This is a genomic window from Novosphingobium endophyticum (genome assembly GCF_014640675.1).
Classification (GTDB): domain Bacteria; phylum Pseudomonadota; class Alphaproteobacteria; order Sphingomonadales; family Sphingomonadaceae; genus Novosphingobium; species Novosphingobium endophyticum.
The window spans coordinates 1-19,303 of record NZ_BMHK01000012.1 but is presented as its reverse complement, the minus strand read 5'-3'; the positions used below and the strand labels follow the sequence as shown (position 1 = coordinate 19,303).

Sequence of the window (19,303 nt, the reverse complement as noted above, 5' to 3'; positions counted from 1 at the left end):
TAAGGTATTGGCAGAGGGGGCATTTGAAATGATCGGAATGGCTATCCTGCAACCGGTTGTGGCGCTGGCGGCATGGACCATGGTCATGTGGTTCTGGCTTTACGGAACGCGCATTCCGGCGCTGAGCGCAGCAAAGGTCGATCCCGAGGAACTGGTGAGCGATCCGACCGTGTCGCTCGACAACGTGCTGCCGCCGCAGGTCCAGTGGAAGGCCCACAACTACAACCACCTTCACGAAGCGCCCACGGTCTTTTACGCCGTGGCCATCACGCTCGCGATCATCGGCCAGGGCGATGGCCTCAATGCGCAGGTCGGCTGGGCCTACGTAGGATTGAGGGTGATCCACTCGATCATCCAGTCGACCATCAACAAGGTCACTGTGCGTTTCGGCATCTTCGCCCTTTCGAGCTTTTGCCTGATGTTCCTCGTCGCTCGCGCGGCGCTGGCGATGTTCTGATTTCAGGTCGCCGTTTCGCTGATCCCCCTTCGCCTTGTCCGTTCGAATTGATAGGGCGCGTGGCATGGATTTCGACGACCAACTGCGCCGCTATTTCGGCACCGACGATCCCACCACCGTCACCCCTGCCGCCCTGGAGGCGGGGATCGACCGCATGAAGGTCGATTTCGGCATGGAGAAGGACAAGGGGCGCAAGTTCGCGCTCTGGGCGCTGATGTACATGCTGGGCGCCGCCCCCGACCTTGACGTAGCCTTCAGCGATGAGGCCGACCGCAACACCGCGCGCGACTTCATGGACATGATGGCAAAGACGCAGGGAGGCGGCTGAGCCCCGCTTCCCGCAGCCCCATCACCTTACAAAAAAGCTCGCCAATTCAACGTGCGTCGACCAGCGGAATTGCCCGACCGGCCGCAGCTCCACCAGGCGGAAGCCCCCTTCGATCAGCCGCGCCGCATCGCGTGACCAGCTTGACGGGTTGCACGAGATGTAGACCACCTTCTCCACGTCCGAACGCGCGATACAGTCCACCTGCTCGCGCGCGCCGGCACGCGGCGGGTCGAGCACGACGGCGGCGAACTTGCTCAGCTCGTCGGGCTGGAGCGGATTGCGGAACAGGTCCCGATGAGCGCAAAATACGGGCAATTGCGCGCGATCGGCAGCAGCCTTGCAGGCAAGATGCGCATCGCGCGCGGCTTCCGCTGCAAACACCCTGGTCCCCGGACCGGCCAGCGCGAAGGCGAAAGTGCCGAGGCCGGAAAACAGGTCCGCGACCGTCGGCGCACCTTCCAGCCACTCGCTGACGGCGGCGACCAGCGCCCGTTCTCCGTCGAGCGTCGCCTGCAGGAACGCGCCCGGTGGGAACGGCACCGAAACCTGGCCAAGCTGCACCGTGACGGGCTCGGGCTCCCACACAACTTCGTGGCCGTAGCCCCCGTCCATCGTCAGCCGTGCCAGCCCCTGTTCACGGGCGAAGTCCAGCATGGCTTCGGTCGCCGCGAGGCCTTCAGCGGTCAGTCCCTTTATGCCGAGGTCCACGCCCTGCTCGGCCAGCGTCATCTCGATATCGGCCGCCATGCGCGGCTGCGAATGCCTGCCCGGTTTACCGCCCTTCCTGCCCGCATCGCCCTTGCCCATCGCAATGAGCAGTTTGCGCAGCGGTCCGAGCAGCGCGGCCAGCTCCGGCGCCATGACGTGGCATTCGGCCAGCTCCACCAACCGGTGCGACCTCGCCTCGCGGAAGCCGATCACGATGCGCCCGCCCGAACTTTCCGCGCGCAGCGACACGCGGCGGCGGCTCAGCGGCGGCGAGAGATGCGGCGGCGCGATCTTCTCGGTACCCAGCTCTTGCGAAGCGGACGCATTGGCGACGCGCGCCTCGACGAAAGCGATCAGGCTCTCCTCATCGAGCTGCTGGAGCTGGCATCCGCCACAATGGCCGAAATGGCGGCACGGCGGCTCCACGTGGTGCGGTCCCCATTTCAGGGTGCCGTCGGCGTGCAGCAGGTCGCCCGGCGCCGCACCCCAGGCAAAGCGGCCCGACGCGGTGACGCCGTCGCCCTTGGCGGCGATGCGCAGGATTTCTTCGGTGTCGTTCACAAGCACGCGGCTAACGCAGCCGGTATCCTTTCCGCAAGCGCGCTGGCCGTAAAAGCCGGCGGACAAAGCCGTGCCGCGCTGCCATGGAGCCAGACGCCCTCGCAGGCAGCCTCGAACGCGGGAACGCCGCTCGCCGCACGGCTGGCAATCACACCGGCCAGCACATCGCCGGTCCCTGCCGTCGAAAGCCATGACGTGGCGGACCGCGCGCAGGCAAGCCGGCCGTCGGGTGCGGCAATCACGGTATCGGGGCCCTTGGCGACAATGACCATGCCGCTCGCCCGCGCCAGCGCCAGCGCCCGTTCGGGCCGCGTCCCGCTGCCGTCGAGATCGAATGCACGTTCGAGCGCGACCAGTTCACCTTCATGCGGCGTGGCGATGGTTGACGCTGCCCGCTCCGCCAGCCCGCGCGGGGTGAGCAGGACCAGTGCGTCGGCGTCGACGACGGCGGTTACGGGATCGGCGAGCGCGATCGCCAGACGCTCGCGCGCCTCGCCATCGCGGCCGAGCCCCGGCCCCACGAGGATCGCGCGGTTGCGGTCGTCGGACAGCACTTCCGAAAGGATACCCGTGTCGACCACGACATCGACCGGGACGTTGTCCATGCGGTCAGCAAAAAGCCTGACATAGCCGGCCCCCGCGCCCCGCGCCGCCATGCTCGCCAGTATGGCCGCACCCGGCATTTTTCCGGCGACGACCGCCAGCAGCCCGCGCGTGTACTTGTGCGCGTCAGCCGGCGGTTCGTGGACACGCGGCCGCACAACCGTCCTGGCCGCGCCTTCGACGGGCTCGATGCCGATAGGGACGAGCCGCAGTTCCCCCACGCGCGCCGCAGCGGGCATCAGGAAATGCGCGAATTTCCACGCCCCAAGGGCGATAGTGAAGTCATAGCGCGGCAGATCATCGTTGAGCAGCATGCCGCTGTCGGACTGCACGCCGCTCGGCAGGTCGACCGCGACCGCGCGATGATGCGTGGCGGCAAGTCGCTTGACCAGTTCGGCGTGGTCATGCGTCAGAGGACGGGTCAGGCCGCTGCCGAACAGGCAGTCGACAAAGACGTGGCCGGAGACGTCCGCGTCCGGTCCCAGCACCTCACTGGCGAACGCCTTGCGCGCATTCTTCGCGGCGTCGGTCCCCGGCTGGGCGGCCGCGACCACGACGACATGGCCGCCCCGCTCGCGAATGGCCTCGGCGATGACGTAGCCGTCTCCGCCATTGTTTCCCGGCCCGCAAAGGACGGTCACCTTGTGGCGTCCGGCCATGCGCCAGATCCAGTCGGCCGCGCCGCGCCCGGCGATCTGCATCAGCGCATCGATGCTGCTTCCCGCATCTATCAACGCCTGCTCGGCCTCGCGCACCTGCGCGACGGTAAGGATCTGGTCACCGGGCATCGGCCCCTCCGGTGGATTCGCCCCCCGGCTTCAAGGTAGCCGGGAAGAGATAGCGATCATCCCCGACCGTCACCTCCAATGCGCCGCCATCGAGCCGTGTAGCAGCCTCATCCGCGCCATCTGCAACGGCAATGCCGCGTCCGTCGGTCAGCACCGCGAAGCGGCGGAAGGCGCCCCCGGGATGTCGAATCACGAGCACGAGCTTGCCGTCTTCGTCCGTCCGCTCGACCGCGCAGGCATCGGCCAGCTCGGTTTCGCCGTCCACCGCGCATGCGACGTGCTCGGTGCCTTCGGCAACCGGCGGAACAATGGGCTGTTCCGACGAACACCCCGCCAGCACGAGAAGCGGGAGTATCGAACGAGCATTCTTCGACAGGCCCCGCATCCCGATCATCTCCGCTTCAGTTGCGATACGTCGCGCACGGCGCCCCTGGCGGCGCTGGTGGTCATCGCGGCATAGGCCTGGAGCGACGCCGAGACCTTGCGCTTGCGCGGATGGACCGGGCTCCACGCCTCATCCCCGCGCGCGTCCTGCGTGGAGCGGCGGTGGCTCAGCACCTCATCGGAAACCAGCAGGTTGATCGTGCGGCCGGGGATGTCGATTTCGATGGTGTCGCCGTTCTCGACCAGGCCGATCTCACCGCCTTCCGCCGCCTCGGGCGAGACGTGGCCGATCGAGAGGCCCGAAGTGCCGCCCGAAAAGCGTCCGTCGGTGAGCAGCGCGCAGGCTTTGCCGAGCCCCTTCGACTTCAGATAGCTGGTGGGATAGAGCATTTCCTGCATGCCCGGGCCGCCGCGAGGCCCTTCGTAGCGGATCACGACCACATCGCCCGCCGAGACCTCTCCGCCAAGAATGCCCGCCACCGCCGCGTCCTGGCTTTCATAGACGCGCGCCGTGCCAGTGAACTTCAGGATGGAATCGTCCACGCCCGCCGTCTTCACGATGCAGCCGTCACGCGCGATATTGCCGTAGAGCACCGCAAGGCCGCCGTCCTGGCTGAAGGCATGCTTCTTGTTGCGGATGACGCCGTTCTCGCGGTCGAGGTCCAGCTCATTCCAGCGGCGCGACTGGCTGAAGGCAGTCTGCGTCGGCACGCCGCCGGGTGCGGCCTTGAAGAATTCCTGCACCGACGCCTCGCTGGTGCGCGCGATGTCCCAGCGGTCCAGCGCATCGCCCATGGTCTTGCTGTGGACGGTCGGCAGATCGGTGTGCAGCAGGCCGGCGCGGTCCAGTTCGCCAAGGATCGCCATGATGCCGCCGGCGCGGTGAACGTCCTCCATGTGCACGTCCGCCTTGGCCGGCGCGACCTTGGAGAGGCACGGTACCTTGCGGCTGAGCCGGTCGATGTCGGCCATCGTGAAGTCCACGCCCGCCTCGTTGGCGGCGGCGAGCAGGTGGAGCACGGTATTGGTCGAACCGCCCATCGCGATGTCGAGGCTCATCGCGTTCTCGAAAGCCTTGAAGCTGGCGACGTTGCGCGGCAGGACACTCTCGTCGTCCTGCTCGTAATAGCGCTGACACAAGTCCACCGCGAGACGGCCGGCTTCGAGGAACAGCCGCTGACGATCGGCATGGGTCGCTAGCGTCGAACCGTTGCCCGGCAGCGAAAGACCCAACGCCTCGGTGAGACAGTTCATCGAGTTCGCCGTGAACATCCCGGAGCACGAACCGCAGGTCGGGCAGGCCGAACGCTCGATCGCCTCCACTTCCTCGTCGGTGTAGCTTTCGTCGGCAGCGGCGACCATGGCGTCCACCAGGTCCAGCGCATGCTCCTTGCCCTTGAGCACGACCTTGCCCGCCTCCATCGGCCCGCCGGAGACGAAGACCGCCGGAACGTTGAGGCGCATTGCCGCCATCAGCATGCCCGGCGTGATCTTGTCGCAGTTGGAAATGCAAACCATGGCATCGGCGCAGTGCGCGTTGACCATGTATTCCACGCTGTCCGCGATCAGATCGCGCGAAGGCAGCGAATAGAGCATGCCGTCGTGGCCCATGGCGATGCCGTCATCGACCGCAATGGTGTTGAATTCCTTGGCGACGCCGCCCGCCGCCTCGATCTCGCGCGCGACCATCTGGCCCAGGTCCTTGAGGTGGACGTGGCCCGGTACGAACTGGGTGAAGGAATTGACCACCGCGATGATCGGCTTGCCGAAATCGCCGTCCTTCATGCCCGTAGCGCGCCACAGGCCACGGGCACCGGCCATGTTGCGGCCGTGAGTGGAAGTGCGGGAACGATAGGCGGGCATGGAACGAAACTCCGGTCATGTAACGATGCGCCCAAAAAGCGCGGAAATGTGCTGCGGCCCCTACGCCATATGGGGCTTCACCCGAAGCGAAAAAATATCGGGAGCGCACCAATCATTGCACAAATCTCGCGCAAGCGGTGGAATTTTGAAGCCCGGCCGCCAACCTGCTATACTACTTTCATGGCGGTGCCGGACTCCCTTATCCTAGAGCCGGAGGAAGAAGAGTGGCTGGATCTGGCCAGAGGCTGGATCAAGGGCCATTTCTCGACCGATCCCGATGAGGCCTACGATACGATCGAAGGCAAGCTCGCCGTTATCCGCGCCAATCTCGTGCAAGGCTGGGTCGGTCCGGAGGACACCTGGAAGCTGCAGTCGCTCGGCATAGCGATGGGCGATGCCCTCGCCCAGGATCTCATGCTCGATTGGGTCACCGTCGATGACGAATATGGCCGCCAGCCCGCGCTCAACTGGCCGGGCACGAGCATCCTGTGCTTCCCCCTAACGATGATCTCGCAGCGGATCGAGGAAGGCGAGCGGGTCGACATCGACTTCATGTACGAGCTGACACGCAAGCAGCTGAACGAGATCGCGTTCGGCGGCGAGGCGGAGTAGCAACGCTTCCTATTCGTGCCCGATAGCGACCTGATTGCAGATGCGTGTCAGGCGTTCCGCCCATTCCTCCTGCCCGGCTTCATCCGCGATGAGGTCCTGCCGGATTTCGAGATAGAGATACGGCCGTCCCTCGCTTTCGACATGGCGGCAGATCGTCGAATTGTAGATCTTGCCCGAATAGGGAAGCTGGTCGCCGACGATCAGCCCCTCGGCCTCGAACAGCGGCTGGGCCAGGCGCGCGCCGCGATCATCCTCGTCGTAAAGCAAGCCGCAATGCCATGGACGCTCCTCCCCGGGACGCGTCTCCAGAGCGGGGGTAAAACTGTGCAGGATCAGGGTGAGCGCCTGCGGCGTGCCGTGCAAAAGCTCGCCCAGCGCTTCGTGGAACGGGCGGTGAAAACGCGCCAGCCGGGCTTCGCGGTCAATGTCGAGGTTTCCCGGAATAACCCGGCCGTCGCTCGTTTCGGGTATGGCTGCGGGATCATCCTCGTCACGGTTGGTATCGCAGACAAGGCGGCTGACATTGCCGAGGAACGCAGCGGTGCCGCCGCGCCGCGCCATCCTTTCCGCGATGCCCGCCACCCCGATGTCGATCGCGATATGCTCATGCATCAGTTCGGGCGCGATGCCGAGCACGATATCCTCAGGAACGCGGTTCGAGGCGTGATCGGCGACGACCAGGATACCGCCGAAACGCGGCGTTCCGACGATGCGATAGGCTTCGTGAATCAACACAGGGCTCCGCTCATCTGCCACCACCCGGGATGCTCGCGTGCAATGGACCCTGCCGCCGCCTCCATGGCCTCGCGGCTGTCATAGAGAGCGAAGCACGTCGCCCCCGAGCCCGACATGCGCGCGATGAAAGGTTCCGTCCGTCCGAGAGCCTCGAGCACATCCGCGATCGCCGGACAGATGGTGATGGCAGGTGCTTGCAGATCGTTGCGCCCCCGCATTGCGACCTCGCGCAGGGTCCCCTGAGGCAAGGGTCCGCGATCGACGCCGTCCCAGGCGCCGAACACCGGCCCGGTCGGCACCGGCTCTCGCGGATTGACGAGGAGGACCGGACAGCCGGCAAGGTCGTTCTCGGCGACGAGCTCCAGTTCGGTGCCCGTTCCGGTACCGATGCACGGCTTCGAGAGCACGCAGGCCGGCACGTCGGCCCCCAGCCTTGCCGCGCGCCTACGCCAATCGTCCGGCAGGCCGTGCGTGCGCTCCACCATGCGGAACACGGCGCCCGCATCCGCCGAACCGCCGCCCAGCCCTGCCGCGACCGGGAGGCGTTTGTCGAGGCTGACCGCCCAGCCCTTCCCGTGCGGCAGTGCGGAGAGCGCCTTGGCGACGATATTGCCAAAGGGGCCGTCGATCTTCCCGGCAAACTCGCCTTGCGTCGTCAGGCAATCTTGCCCGGCCGGCGAGACCGAGAGGCGATCCCCGTCATCGACGAAGGCGAACAGGGTTTCCAGTTCGTGATAGCCGTCCTCCCGCCGCTGCCGGACATGCAGCGCAAGGTTGATCTTGGCATAGGCGGTCTCGTTCATGCGCCATCCTCCCCTTTCCCGGTTCGGGGAGGATCACATGTTCGGATAGTTCGGCCCGCCGCCGCCTTCCGGCGTCACCCACTCGATGTTCTGCGTCGGGTCCTTGATGTCGCAGGTCTTGCAATGGACGCAGTTCTGCGCGTTGATCTGCAGGCGCATGCCGGTACCGTCCGGGTCGACGAACTCGTAAACCCCCGCCGGGCAATAGCGCGCCTCAAGCCCCGCATAGACCGGCAGGTTGATCTCGGTCGGGATCGCCGGATCCTTCAACTGCAGATGGCAGGGCTGCTCTTCCTCGTGGTTGGTGAACGAGTAGGAGACGCTGGTCAGGCGGTCGAAGCTGATGACGCCATCGGGCTTGGGGTATTCGATCGGCTGGTAGAGATCGGCGCGCTGCGTTTCGGAAGCATCGGTGTGGTGCTTCATCGGCTTGGCGAGGCCGAAGCCGAACAGCGTGCGCAGCCACATGTCGGCGCCCGCCAGAATCGTGCCCAGCTCGCCGCCCCACTTGGCAACCATCGGTTCCGCGTTCTGGACGAGCTTCAGTTCCTTGGCGATCCAGCTCTCGCGTACCGCCGCATCGTATTCCGTCAGCGAATCCTGCTCACGGCCCGCCTTGATCGCGGCGGCAATCGCCTCCGCGGCGAGCATTCCGCTCTTCATCGCGGTATGCGTGCCCTTGATGCGCGGCACGTTGACGAAACCGGCCGAGCAGCCCGCCAGCACGCCGCCGGGGAAGGCAAGCTGCGGCACCGACTGCCAGCCGCCCTCGTTGATCGCGCGCGCGCCATAAGCGACGCGCTTACCGCCTTCCAGGATCGCGCGGATCTCCGGGTGCTGCTTCCAGCGCTGGAATTCCTCGAACGGATAGATGTAGGGATTCTTGTAATCGAGCGCGGTGACAAAGCCGAGCGCGACCTGGCCGTTGGCCTGATGGTACAGGAAGCCGCCGCCCCAGGCGTCGTTCTCCGAAAGCGGCCAGCCCTGGGTGTGAATCACGCGGCCGGGCATGTGGTTGTCGGGATCGATATCCCACAGTTCCTTGATGCCCAGGCCATAGATCTGCGGCTGGCAATTGGCCTCGAGGTCATACTTCGCCTTGAGGCGCTTGGTCAGGTGGCCGCGCGCGCCTTCGCAGAACACGGTGTACTTGCCGAGCAGGTTCATGCCCGGCTGGAAGTCCGGCTTGGGATTGCCTTCGCGGTCCACGCCCATGTCGCCGGTCTGGACGCCGATCACCGCGCCATTATCGTCATAGAGGATCTCGGCGGCGGGGAAGCCGGGGAATATCTCGATCTCCAGTGCCTCGGCCTGTTCCGCAAGCCAGCGGCACAGGTTGCCGAGCGAACCGGTGTAGTTGCCCTCATTCGACATGAAGGGCGGCTGGATGATGTGCGGGATCGAGAACTTGCCCTTGCGCGTGAGGTGCCAGTGCCAGTTGTCCGTTACCGGGGTCTCGGCCAGCGGGCAGCCGTCTTCACGCCAGGTGGGCAGCAGTTCGTCGAGCGCCTTGGGATCGATCGTCGCGCCCGAAAGGATGTGCGCGCCAATCTCCGAGCCCTTTTCCAGCACGCAAACCTGCAGTTCGGGGTCGACCTGCTTGAGCCGGATCGCCGTCGACAGGCCTGCGGGACCGCCGCCGACAATGACGACGTCATATGGCATCGATTCACGTTCAATCATGGAATCCCCGATCTCGTTCTGCATTCTGGGCCGCTTTATTCGTGTTGTGCCTTGATTGGTGGAGTGCGACAGGTCAAGACCCACGCGATGGTTCACGCCCCCAATAACCAGTTTCTGAACGACATCACAGGCGCGCTCGATTGGTGGCGGGACGCGGGGGTCGACTGCGATTTCGTCGACAAGCCGCGCCAGTGGCTGGCGCCCCCGGAGGCAGAGAGCCGCGACCAGCCGCGCCCCGAAAGGCCGCGCCAGACGGCAGGGGAGGACGTCGCCGCCTCGCTGCCGCCGGCCCGCCTGGACCCTGCCTCGCTGCCGCAGGACCTTGCCGCATTCACGCAGTGGTGGCTGAACGAGCCCCTGCTCGATGATTACGGCACTGCGGGGCGGATCCTGCCCCACGGCCGGCAGGGCGCGAAACTCATGGTCGTGGTGGACATGCCGGAACCGGAAGATCGCGACGCGCTGCTTTCCGGAAAGCAGGGGCGGCTGCTCGATGCCATGCTGCGCGCCTTCGGGACGACGCGCGAAGACATCTACCTGGCAAGCGCCCTTCCCCGCGCCGTTCCCGCGCCCGACTGGCCCGCGGTGACGGATCGCGGCCTCGGCGAGGTTCTGGTCCACCATGTGCGGCTGGCGGCGCCCGAACGGCTGATCGTGCTCGGCGGCAACGTCCTGCCGCTTCTCGGCCACGAATTGCCGCAACGCTCTGCCGTTTTACAAACATTTAAGCATGAAGGAACAACGATACCTCTGCTTGCATCAAGGGGATTGCCCGCATTACTGGCGCAGCCGCGCTGGAAGGCCGTCCTCTGGCAGGCGTGGCTGGAATGGACTGCCCGATAAGCAGGCACCCCGGCACTGACAGTGCAAGCAGAGTGATCGAGCGTTCGAGGACATTCAACTTGAGAAGACTTGCCAGGGCAGGATTGGTCGCCGGTATGGGTATCGCTTGCGCCGCAAGCGTGGCCGTGATGCCTGCGTACGCCAACAGCGCCGCCGTAGATTATTTCCGCGCACGCGCGGACCGAACCGCCGTCCCTTCGCTGCTGAGCCAGGACGATCGCGCCTATTACCGGCAGATCTTCGACGCGATCGATGCCAAGGACTGGTCGCAAGTCCAGCGGATGCTCGCCGAGCGCCCCGACGGGCCGCTGCACCGGCAGGCCCGCGCGGAATACTACCTCGCCGCAGGCTCGCCCCGGATCGAACTGCCCGAGTTGCAGGCATGGCTGGCGGGCGGCACCGAGCTGCCCGGCGCGGACCAGATCGGCCGCCTTGCCCTGAAGCGCGGTGCTGAAGCCGTGCCGAGCCTGCCGAGCGAACAACAGTTCGCCCGCCTTCCCTCCATCCCCAAGCGCACGCGGCCCGCCTCGATCAGCGATGGTACGATGCCCGCGGCCATCTCGGCCGACATTCTCGACCGGATCAGGAACGACGATCCCGTAGGCGCGCGTGTTTTACTCGACGGCATCGACGCGGCCCTGAGCAGTTCGGCACGGGCCGAATGGCGCCAGCGCGCGGCCTGGAGCTACTACATAGAAAGCCAGGACGCTGCCGCCTACGAAATGGCCCAGCTTGCCGCCATGGGCACCGGTCCATGGGTGGGCGAGGCATGGTGGACGGCCGGGCTCGCCGCCTGGCGCCTCGGTGACTGCGAAGGCGCCGCCGATGCCTTCGGCAAGGCCGCGCGCAGTTCCGAAAACGACGAGATGACGTCGGCCGCGCATTACTGGCACAGCCGCGCCCTGATCCGCTGCCGCCGGCCCGATCTCGCCGCCGCGCCGCTCCGCCTCGCCGCCGCGCGGGACGAGACGCTTTACGGTATGCTTGCCGCAGAGCAGCTCGGCATGAAGCTTTCCGAACAGCACGCCGAAGCGGATTTCACCCAGTCCGACTGGCAGAAACTGCGCACCAAGGCCAATGTCCGCGCGGCCGTGGAACTCGTCGAGATCGGCAAGGATGGCCTCGCCGACGAAGTCCTGCGCCATCAGGCGCGTATTGGCGACCCGGAGCAATACGCACCGCTTACGCGCCTCGCCCGTGATCTCGGCCTGCCTTCGACGCAGCTCTGGATGGCCTACAATGCGCCGCGAGGCGGGAAGCCCGAACCCGCCGCGCGCTTCCCGACGCCGAAGTGGACACCGGCCGGCGGCTGGAAAGTGGATCCGGCGCTCGTCTATGCGCATGCGCTTCAGGAATCGATCTTCCAGGCCACGGTCGTCAGTCCGGCGGGCGCGCGCGGGCTGATGCAGATCATGCCTTCCGCGGCGAAGGACCACGCCGCCGCGATCGGCGTGTCCGGTTCTGCAAGCGACCTCAACAAGCCTGAAATCAACCTCGCATTCGGCCAGCGACATCTCGAGATGCTCAAGGACGCTGCCGGCACGCAGAGCCTCCTTCCCAAGGTCATTGCCGCCTACAATGCCGGCCTCACCCCGGTCACGCGCTGGAATAGCGAGGTAAGGGACGACGGCGATCCGCTGCTATGGATGGAATCGATCCCCTACTGGGAGACGCGCGGCTACGTGAACATTGTCCTGCGCAACTACTGGATGTACGAGCGTCAGGCTGGCGGCGTCTCGGAAAGCCGGATGGCGCTGGCACAGGACATGTGGCCGACTTTCCCGAGCCTGGCCGGCTCGCAAGGTGTGCGCATGGCAGCGAACGGAGCGATAATGCGTGGCCATTGATCCCGAACGGACCTTCAAGCCGATCAACATTGCCCTTCTGACCGTTTCCGACACGCGCGGCCCCGATGAAGACACCTCCGGCGATATCCTCGCCGAACGCATCCAAAACGCCGGGCACAAGCTCATCGCGCGCGCGATTGAAAAGGATGATGCGGGGCGCATCGTCATCCGCCTGAACAACTGGATCGATGACACGGGTATCGACGCGATCGTCTCGACCGGCGGCACCGGTCTCACCGGCCGCGACGTCACGCCCGAGGCGCTCGACAAGATCAAGGACAAGGAAATCCCCGGCTTCGGCGAGTTGTTCCGCTGGCTCTCCTACAAGACCATCGGCACCTCGACGGTGCAGAGCCGCGCCATGGCCGTGGTCGCGCGCGGAACTTACGTCTTTGCCCTGCCCGGTTCGAACGGCGCGGTGAAGGACGGCTGGGACGGCATCCTCGCCGAACAGCTCGACAGCCGCAACCGGCCCTGCAATTTCGTGGAACTGATGCCGCGGTTGAAAGAGCAATAGCGCCGGCACGGGGCGTCATTCCGGGCACCGGCAAAAGCCTTAGACAAGGTCAGGGCAAGCGGTTCTGCTTCGGACCCGCGCGTGGTTCTAGGCGAACAACGGCAGCCCGGCCGCTTCCTCGTCGGCCAGCGCGATCCGGAACGTCTCGCGCAAGGTCCGTGCATAATCCGCGGCGTCAGCAATCGTGCGCGTCTCGCTCATACCCTGACGGTAGATCGTCACCTGCCGGTCGCTCAGGGCCGCGAAGCCGTCCGGCAGAACGATGCTGGCGACGTGGAGCGAAGTGAAGCGCGTTCCCGGCCGCGTCGAGGTCCAGTGGTTGCCCTGTTCCAGATCATCGGGCGCCACCTCTGACAGCTCGAAAGTATACTGCGCCTGCCAGTCAGCGTGAGGGGAAGCGCGCCCGTCGGTAACCGAAGCCGGCCCGGCACGCTCCAGCAGCCATTCGCCACCGAGCGATCCGGCCTTGCCCGTCCGGCGCAGGCGATGGCGCGCGCCGTCCGCCGTTGCCGTCTCCACGCCGTCCTCCAGCGCCAGCGGGGGCACCAGACTGCCGCCGAAACCGGCATCCGCGATCCATTGGCCGCCGTCCATCTCCACCAGCAGCAGCACATGGGTGCGCGGCGGGTTCACCCCTTCGGGAAGGCCCAGCCGTACGCGGGCGAGCAGCGGCCGGTTCTCGAGGCCGAGCAGCGCGAGCATGTCGGAATAGAGCCGGTTCTGTTCGAAACAGTACCCGCCCCGCCCGCGCACCACGAGCTTGTCGAACACGGAGGAACTGTCGATGCGAATGCCGCGCCCCAGATGAATGTCCAGGTTTTCGAAACCGATCGACTGGCGATGCGCCAATTGCACGGCGGCAAGCCCTTCCACGTCGGCGGCGGGAGCCTGGGCAAGGCCAATGCGAGACAAATAGCGTTCGAGTTCCGTCATCAGGCGCCTTTGCCTGTGGACAAGGCCGTGGGCAAGTGCGCGAACAACCTGTTGACGAACGAGCGGCGGCCTTTCCCCATTCGCAGCCGCCGGTCCTCGTACGAAAAAGGGCCGGCGCAGCGCACCAGCCCTTTCCGTTTGGAAGCCCGTAAAGCCTCTGCTCAGAAGGAAAGCGCCTTCACCATCCGAACGCCCGGCACCTCGCAGGCCTGCTTGAGGACGCTTTCGGGAATCGCACCGTCCAGCGAAAGCAGCAGCACCGCCTCGCCGCCGGCCTCGCGGCGGCCGAGGTTGAAGGTGCCGATGTTGATCTCGTTTTCGCCCAGCAGGGTGCCGATGCGGCCGATGAAGCCCGGCGCGTCCTCGTTGACGATATACATCATGTGGCCCGCCAGTTCCGCCTCCACCTTGATGCCGAAGAGCTCGACCAGACGCGGCTCGACGTTGTTGAACAGCGTGCCGGCCACCGAACGCTCGCCGATCTCGGTCTTGACCGAGACGCGGATCAGCGTGTGGTAGTCGCCCTCGCGCTCGGTCTTGATCTCGCGCACTTCAAGGCCGCGCTCCTTGGCGAGGTAGGGGGCATTGACCATGTTCACCGTGTCCGACTGGACGCGCATGAAACCGGCCAGAACCGCAGCAGCGATCGGCTTCATGTTGAGTTCGGCGGCAGCGCCCTCGGTATGGATCGAGATACGCGGCACCGAATCGTGTGTGAGCTGGCCCACGAGGCTGCCAAGCTGCTCGGCAAGCGCCATGTAGGGCTTCAGCTTCGGCGCTTCCTCGGCGGAGAGCGACGGCATGTTCAGCGCGTTGGTGACGCCGCCGTTGACGAGGTAGTCCGCCATCTGCTCGGCCACCTGCAACGCGACGTTGACCTGCGCCTCGTTGGTCGACGCGCCGAGGTGGGGCGTGCAGATGAAGTTCGGCGTACCGAACAGCGGCGATTCCCTGGCAGGCTCGGTCACGAAAACATCGAGTGCGGCACCCGCGACATGACCGGAATCGAGCAGTTCCTTGAGCGCCAATTCATCGACGAGACCGCCGCGCGCGCAGTTGATGATGCGCACGCCCTTCTTGGTCTTGGCAAGATTCTCGCGGCTCAGGATATTGCGGGTCTGGTCGGTCAGCGGCGTGTGCAGCGTGATGAAGTCGGCCTTCTCCAGCAGCGTGTCGAGGTCCGCCTTTTCGACGCCCATCTCGACCGCACGCTCGGGGGTCAGGAACGGATCGAAGGCAACGACCTTCATCTTCAGACCCAGCGCGCGGCTGGCGACGATCGAGCCGATATTGCCCGCGCCGATCAGGCCCAGCGTCTTGCCGGTGACCTCTACGCCCATGAAGCGGTTCTTCTCCCACTTGCCCTGCTGGGTCGAGACGTCTGCCTCGGGCAGCTGGCGGGCGAGCGCGAACATCAGGGCGATGGCGTGCTCGGCGGTGGTGATCGAGTTGCCGAAAGGCGTATTCATCACGACGACGCCCTTGGCCGAGGCGTTCGGGATGTCGACATTGTCGACGCCGATGCCGGCACGGCCGACGACCTTGAGATTGGTCGCGGCGTCGAGAATGTCCTTGGTGACCTTGGTCGAGCTGCGGATCGCAAGACCATCGTACTTGCCGATGATTTCCTTCAGCTCTTCGGGCTTGAGACCGGTGATCTCATCGACTTCACAGCCGCGAATGCGGAAGATCGCGGCGGCATTCGGGTCCATCTTGTCGGAAATGAGGACTTTGGGCTTGGTGGTCATGTCAATCTCCCTTTCCCTTTCGGGGGAGTGTTCCGAAATTCGGCAGTGAAATTCGGTGTAGAAATCGTCGTCATCCCGGACTTGCTCCGGGACCGCTGGAGGGTCGTCCGGCACGCCGTCTCGGCGAAAGCGCGGGTCAACATCGCCAGCGATCCCGGCCTTCGCCGGGATGACGGATGGATCAGCCGTTCTTGGTCACGGCGTAGGCATAATCGAGCCAGGGGCCGAGCGCCTCGATATCGGCGGTGTCGACCGTGGCTCCGCACCAGATGCGCAGGCCGGCCGGGGCATCGCGGTAGCCGGCGATGTCGAAGGCAGCGCCTTCCTTTTCGAGGACGGCGGCGAACTTCTTGATGAAGTCGGTATCCGCGCCCTCGACCGTCAGGCAGACCGAGGTCTTCGAACGATTGGCCGGGTCGGCGGCGAGATGGCCGAGCCAGTCACGCTCCGCGACGATCTTGTCGAGCGCGGCGGCATTGGCATCGCTGCGCGCCTTGAGCCCTTCGAGACCGCCCAGCCCCTTCGCCCATTCGAGCGCGAAGATCGCATCCTCGACGGCGAGCATCGACGGGGTGTTGATGGTCTCCCCCTTGAACACGCCTTCGGTCAGCTTGCCACCCTTGGTAAGGCGGAAGACCTTCGGCAGCGGCCAGGACGGGGTGTAGCTCTCCAGCCGTTCGACCACGCGCGGACCGAGGATCAGCACGCCATGGCCGCCCTCGCCGCCCAGCACCTTCTGCCAGGAGAAGGTGGCGACATCGATCTTGTCCCAAGGAATGTCGTAGGCGAAGACGGCGCTGGTGGCATCGGCGAAGGACAGGCCCTCGCGGTCCTCGGCGATCCAGTCGCCATTGGGGACGCGCACGCCCGAAGTGGTGCCGTTCCAGGTGAAGAGCACATCGTTCGACCAGTCGACCTGCGACAGGTCCGGCAGCTGACCGTAGTCGGCGCGTAGGACGGTCGGATCGAGCTTGAGCTGCTTGACGGCGTCGGTGACCCACCCCTCGCCGAAGCTTTCCCAGGCCAGCGTCGTGACAGGACGGGCGCCGAGCATGGTCCACATCGCCATCTCGAAAGCGCCGGTGTCCGAACCGGGCACGATGCCGATGCGGTGCGTGTCGGGAAGCTGCAGCACCTCGCGCATCAGGTCGATGCAATGGGCGAGGCGCGACTTGCCGATCTTGGCGCGGTGCGAGCGGCCCAGCGATTCGGTGGCGAGCTTTTCGGGGGAATATCCCGGCGGCTTGGCGCAGGGACCGGAAGAAAAATGCGGACGCGCAGGCTTGCGCGCCGGTACCATAATATCAGTCATTTCTGACTCTCCTTGCAGAGAGCTCGCGCGGCGTTGGGACCGCGTGGCCCGGAGCCGCGTCTAGTGGCCAGCGAGAATTTGTCAATCATGATCGACGGCCCGCGCAACATTCCGCCTTCAGCTCGCCGCAAATGGAATTTACAGAGGTTTCAGCAAGTTTCTGTTAACCATTCGCTGCGAAAACTCCCGCCATGCGCAGAATCCTGCTTATCCTGCCGCTTCTCGCCGCGCTCGGCGCCTGCATGGACATTCCGCAGGCACCGAAACGGCAGGGATCCCGTCCGGCCTCCGGCAGCATCAGCAACCGTCCCGAATACCGGCAGTGCCTTTCCGAACTCGGTACCCAGCAAGCCTCATTCATGCCCCTGCCCGACCAGTATTTCTCCCCCGGCTGCTCAAACGTCGGCACGGTCAGGCTTGCCAACCTGCGCAGCGATTCGGCTTTGCTCGAACTGTCGAACCTCGGCCCCGTCACTTGCCCGCTGGCGACGACTTTCGCCGCGTGGGCGCGCTTTGGCGTGGACCGCGCGGCCGAACAGATTCTCGGCAGTCGCCTGGTACGGATCGAAACCTTTGGCAGCTATTCCTGCCGCAACATCGCCGGCACCAATCGCCGCTCCGGCCATGCCAGCGCCAATGCGATCGACGTGTCAGCCTTCGTGCTGGCGGACGGGCGCCGCATCAGCGTACTCGGGGGCTGGAATGGGGGAACGCCGGCAGAAAGGCGCTTCCTGCGGATCGTGCACGAGAGCGCCTGCAAGCGCTTCGGCACGGTGCTGGGGCCGGATTACAACTCGGCCCACGATAACCACTTCCACCTTGAGGCGGACGGCGCACGGTTCTGCCGGTGAGGTCATGCAAGATGTCGTCATCCCGTGCTCGACCCGGGACCGGTGGCGGTGTTTACGCGGGGCCCCACCGAGACGGTGTGCCGAGCGACAGCCAGCGGTCCCGGGTCAAGCCCGGGATGACGATAACAATCAGAACGGCAGCTTGTAGAAGCGCACCGCGTTGTCCTGGAGAACCTTCTTCTTGACCGCGTAATCGTAGCCGCCGAGCACGTTCTTGATGTGCGCCTGCACGCCCGGATAGAGCGAGGTCGGGTGCGGGAAGTCGGTCTCGAACATGACGTTGTCGACGCCGATCGTTTCCAGCAGCAGCTTGGGCGCGACCTTCTCGAACCAGAAAGTGCACATGAAGTGATCGCGGAAGTAGTCCCAGGGCTGCTTCTTGAGCACGTCGCGCTTGCGCGGCAGCATTTCCTGGAACTGGTGCTCCAGCGCCTCCACGGCGAACGGCACCCAGCCCATGCCGCTCTCGATCAGGCCGATCTTGAGATTCGGATGCTGGTCGAGACGGCCCGAGACCATCCAGTTGCCGAGCGTGGCGGCATTGCCGATCGAGAACATCGTCGCGACGACCGAAAGGATCTGTTCGAACTCGAACCCTTCCCAGGTCAGCGTGTTCGGGTCGATCGCGGCGTTGAGGTGGAAGTTGAGGGGAATGCCCTCGGCATCGATCATCTCAAGGAACGGCGTCCAGTAGTCATGGTGGAAGCTGGGCACGCCGACGCGCTCGGGCGTATCGGGCAGCACGAAGCCGCGCAGGCCCATGTCGATACAGCGGCGCGCTTCCTTCTCGAGTTCGGCCTTGTCCCACAGCGGCAGGTGCGCCATCGGGAAGAGACGCTCGCCGGACTCGTTCTGCCAATCAGCGTTGAAATCGTTGTAGGTCTTGATGATCTGCAGGGCGAGGTCGTTGTCGCCCAGCGTCATCAGCATCCCGGCCTGGGTGATGCCCGAATTCTGGAAACAGATCTGGGCATAGACACCCATGTCGTCCATCGCGGCAAGGCGCGGTGCGACCTCGTGGCCGCCGGCATGCGCCTCTTCAAGCGTCGGGAAGGCAAGGCGACCGAGCAGCTTGTTGTTGTCCTTGCGGATCACGTTGCCGCCCAGCGTGCCGCAGTTGCGATCGCCGATGTACCAGCGGTCGACGCCGTCGGCATCGCGCTTCACGTAAGGCATCTTGTCCTTCATGCCGGCCGGCGCGCGGTCGGTGAAGAGCGTCGGCGGCTCAACGATGTGGGTGTCGGTGTCGACGATCTTGATGCCCTCGAGCGAGGGATCGAGACCGCCCGACTGGGTCGCATAGTCCACTTCACGGATGACGCCGCCGGCGGTGTAACCTTCGGCGGACCAGTATTTCCGCGCGGACTCCTGCATTTCCTTGGCGTCGGTATCGGCCATTGCGAGATCTCCTGAAAAAATATGCTTGAGGCCCATTTCGCAACCGGCCCAGCGAATTACAATTGCGGACCCCAACGCCAAGACGATGAATCCGACTGCGCGCAACATGCCCGCCGGCCATCACGTCTCCGGCTCGCGACGCGTTCCAGCGGCAGGCAGCGAAACACGCGCTAAACGATTATGACACACATTATGGCGCTTGGCGACATTGGCATGGTTCCGGGCACGGCAACGAGTCCAGGTTAACGAATTTGGGGCTGGAGGAGTGAAGTGAGGAAGGCCGGGTTCCATCCGGCGGCTTTGCGGGCGGTTTTGATGGATTTCTTGCC

The 19,303-nt window shown here is 65.3% G+C and carries 18 protein-coding genes; 7 read left to right on the top strand and 11 right to left on the bottom strand.

Going from position 1 to position 19,303, the window contains the following annotated elements:
- Nucleotides 1-28 precede the first annotated feature (28 nt).
- Both IEX32_RS10340 and IEX32_RS10335 read left to right on the top strand, forming a co-directional pair.
- Nucleotides 29-457 (top strand): MAPEG family protein, encoded by a 429-nt coding sequence (locus tag IEX32_RS10340; protein WP_188771162.1) that lies wholly within the window; start codon nt 29-31, stop codon nt 455-457.
- Between the two features lie 64 nt (nt 458-521).
- Nucleotides 522-785: a hypothetical protein gene (locus tag IEX32_RS10335; protein WP_188771160.1), complete on the top strand. Its 264-nt coding sequence runs from the start codon at nt 522-524 to the stop codon at nt 783-785.
- A 21-nt stretch (nt 786-806) separates the two neighbouring features.
- Here IEX32_RS10335 and IEX32_RS10330 read toward each other — a convergent pair whose 3' ends face one another.
- Genes IEX32_RS10330 through ilvD form a run of 4 tightly spaced genes read right to left on the bottom strand, consistent with a single transcriptional unit; the run spans nt 807 to nt 5,692 of the window.
- A complete protein-coding gene (locus IEX32_RS10330) occupies nt 807-2,054 on the bottom strand; it encodes a class I SAM-dependent RNA methyltransferase (RefSeq protein WP_188771158.1) in 1,248 nt (415 codons plus the stop codon).
- Nucleotides 2,051-3,445, bottom strand: coding sequence for an NAD(P)H-hydrate epimerase (locus IEX32_RS10325; protein WP_188771156.1), 1,395 nt, complete (start codon nt 3,443-3,445; stop codon nt 2,051-2,053). Before IEX32_RS10325 ends, IEX32_RS10330 begins: the two co-directional genes overlap by 4 nt.
- Nucleotides 3,435-3,839: a hypothetical protein gene (locus IEX32_RS10320; RefSeq protein ID WP_229736308.1), complete on the bottom strand. Its 405-nt coding sequence runs from the start codon at nt 3,837-3,839 to the stop codon at nt 3,435-3,437. The genes IEX32_RS10325 and IEX32_RS10320 overlap by 11 nt, the downstream gene beginning before the upstream one ends.
- Nucleotides 3,836-5,692, bottom strand: a complete 1,857-nt coding sequence (gene ilvD, locus IEX32_RS10315) for a dihydroxy-acid dehydratase (protein WP_188771154.1) — start codon at nt 5,690-5,692, stop codon at nt 3,836-3,838. The genes IEX32_RS10320 and ilvD overlap by 4 nt, the downstream gene beginning before the upstream one ends.
- 180 nt (nt 5,693-5,872) lie before the next feature.
- Between ilvD and IEX32_RS10310 the strand changes: the two genes are divergently transcribed.
- Complete coding sequence (locus tag IEX32_RS10310; RefSeq protein WP_188771151.1) at nt 5,873-6,304, top strand: DUF3806 domain-containing protein; 432 nt, start codon at nt 5,873-5,875, stop codon at nt 6,302-6,304.
- A 9-nt stretch (nt 6,305-6,313) separates the two neighbouring features.
- Here the strand turns inward: IEX32_RS10310 and IEX32_RS10305 are convergent, their stop codons facing one another.
- From IEX32_RS10305 to IEX32_RS10295, 3 genes are read right to left on the bottom strand one after another with little or no spacing between them, the layout of a single operon-like run.
- Complete coding sequence (locus IEX32_RS10305; protein ID WP_188771347.1) at nt 6,314-7,036, bottom strand: N-formylglutamate amidohydrolase; 723 nt, start codon at nt 7,034-7,036, stop codon at nt 6,314-6,316.
- A complete protein-coding gene (locus IEX32_RS10300; protein ID WP_188771149.1) occupies nt 7,033-7,842 on the bottom strand; it encodes a 4-(cytidine 5'-diphospho)-2-C-methyl-D-erythritol kinase in 810 nt (269 codons plus the stop codon). The genes IEX32_RS10305 and IEX32_RS10300 overlap by 4 nt, the downstream gene beginning before the upstream one ends.
- 33 nt (nt 7,843-7,875) lie before the next feature.
- Complete coding sequence (locus IEX32_RS10295) at nt 7,876-9,525, bottom strand: electron transfer flavoprotein-ubiquinone oxidoreductase (protein WP_188771148.1); 1,650 nt, start codon at nt 9,523-9,525, stop codon at nt 7,876-7,878.
- Between the two features lie 63 nt (nt 9,526-9,588).
- Here IEX32_RS10295 and IEX32_RS10290 point away from each other — a divergent pair, with 63 nt between their 5' ends.
- The 3 genes from IEX32_RS10290 (at nt 9,589) to moaB (ending at nt 12,732) form a co-directional block, all read left to right on the top strand.
- Nucleotides 9,589-10,368 carry a uracil-DNA glycosylase family protein gene (locus IEX32_RS10290; RefSeq protein WP_229736307.1) on the top strand — a complete coding sequence of 260 codons (780 nt, stop codon included), beginning with the start codon at nt 9,589-9,591 and terminating at the stop codon, nt 10,366-10,368.
- A gap of 128 nt (nt 10,369-10,496) precedes the next feature.
- Nucleotides 10,497-12,215, top strand: a complete 1,719-nt coding sequence (locus IEX32_RS10285; protein WP_229736306.1) for a lytic transglycosylase domain-containing protein — start codon at nt 10,497-10,499, stop codon at nt 12,213-12,215.
- Nucleotides 12,205-12,732: a molybdenum cofactor biosynthesis protein B gene (moaB, locus tag IEX32_RS10280; RefSeq protein ID WP_188771144.1), complete on the top strand. Its 528-nt coding sequence runs from the start codon at nt 12,205-12,207 to the stop codon at nt 12,730-12,732. Before IEX32_RS10285 ends, moaB begins: the two co-directional genes overlap by 11 nt.
- Nucleotides 12,733-12,819: 87 nt before the next feature.
- Here the strand turns inward: moaB and IEX32_RS10275 are convergent, their stop codons facing one another.
- From IEX32_RS10275 to IEX32_RS10265, 3 genes are all read right to left on the bottom strand, one after another.
- Nucleotides 12,820-13,665 carry an arylamine N-acetyltransferase family protein gene (locus tag IEX32_RS10275; protein WP_188771142.1) on the bottom strand — a complete coding sequence of 282 codons (846 nt, stop codon included), beginning with the start codon at nt 13,663-13,665 and terminating at the stop codon, nt 12,820-12,822.
- Nucleotides 13,666-13,826: 161 nt separating this feature from the next.
- Complete coding sequence (gene serA, locus IEX32_RS10270; protein ID WP_188771140.1) at nt 13,827-15,413, bottom strand: phosphoglycerate dehydrogenase; 1,587 nt, start codon at nt 15,411-15,413, stop codon at nt 13,827-13,829.
- A gap of 181 nt (nt 15,414-15,594) precedes the next feature.
- Complete coding sequence (locus IEX32_RS10265) at nt 15,595-16,725, bottom strand: phosphoserine transaminase (protein ID WP_188771138.1); 1,131 nt, start codon at nt 16,723-16,725, stop codon at nt 15,595-15,597.
- Between the two features lie 191 nt (nt 16,726-16,916).
- Between IEX32_RS10265 and IEX32_RS10260 the strand changes: the two genes are divergently transcribed.
- Nucleotides 16,917-17,576: an extensin family protein gene (locus IEX32_RS10260; protein ID WP_188771137.1), complete on the top strand. Its 660-nt coding sequence runs from the start codon at nt 16,917-16,919 to the stop codon at nt 17,574-17,576.
- Between the two features lie 129 nt (nt 17,577-17,705).
- Here IEX32_RS10260 and IEX32_RS10255 read toward each other — a convergent pair whose 3' ends face one another.
- On the bottom strand, nt 17,706-18,974 hold the full coding sequence (locus IEX32_RS10255; protein WP_188771135.1) for an amidohydrolase family protein: 1,269 nt from the start codon (nt 18,972-18,974) through the stop codon (nt 17,706-17,708).
- Nucleotides 18,975-19,303 lie beyond the last annotated feature (329 nt).

Bases quoted from the DNA above. Each gene is read 5' to 3' on its own strand.
- ilvD (WP_188771154.1), bottom strand. From the start codon at position 5,692: ATGCCCGCCTATCGTTCCCGCACTTCCACTCACGGCCGCAACATGGCC.
- IEX32_RS10260 (WP_188771137.1), top strand. From the start codon at position 16,917: ATGCGCAGAATCCTGCTTATCCTGCCGCTTCTCGCCGCGCTCGGCGCC.
- IEX32_RS10255 (WP_188771135.1), bottom strand. From the start codon at position 18,974: ATGGCCGATACCGACGCCAAGGAAATGCAGGAGTCCGCGCGGAAATAC.
- serA (WP_188771140.1), bottom strand. From the start codon at position 15,413: ATGACCACCAAGCCCAAAGTCCTCATTTCCGACAAGATGGACCCGAAT.
- IEX32_RS10335 (WP_188771160.1), top strand. From the start codon at position 522: ATGGATTTCGACGACCAACTGCGCCGCTATTTCGGCACCGACGATCCC.
- IEX32_RS10340 (WP_188771162.1), top strand. From the start codon at position 29: ATGATCGGAATGGCTATCCTGCAACCGGTTGTGGCGCTGGCGGCATGG.
- IEX32_RS10285 (WP_229736306.1), top strand. From the start codon at position 10,497: ATGCCTGCGTACGCCAACAGCGCCGCCGTAGATTATTTCCGCGCACGC.
- IEX32_RS10300 (WP_188771149.1), bottom strand. From the start codon at position 7,842: ATGAACGAGACCGCCTATGCCAAGATCAACCTTGCGCTGCATGTCCGG.
- IEX32_RS10265 (WP_188771138.1), bottom strand. From the start codon at position 16,725: ATGACTGATATTATGGTACCGGCGCGCAAGCCTGCGCGTCCGCATTTT.
- IEX32_RS10275 (WP_188771142.1), bottom strand. From the start codon at position 13,665: ATGACGGAACTCGAACGCTATTTGTCTCGCATTGGCCTTGCCCAGGCT.
- IEX32_RS10295 (WP_188771148.1), bottom strand. From the start codon at position 9,525: ATGATTGAACGTGAATCGATGCCATATGACGTCGTCATTGTCGGCGGC.
- IEX32_RS10310 (WP_188771151.1), top strand. From the start codon at position 5,873: ATGGCGGTGCCGGACTCCCTTATCCTAGAGCCGGAGGAAGAAGAGTGG.
- IEX32_RS10320 (WP_229736308.1), bottom strand. From the start codon at position 3,839: ATGATCGGGATGCGGGGCCTGTCGAAGAATGCTCGTTCGATACTCCCG.
- IEX32_RS10325 (WP_188771156.1), bottom strand. From the start codon at position 3,445: ATGCCCGGTGACCAGATCCTTACCGTCGCGCAGGTGCGCGAGGCCGAG.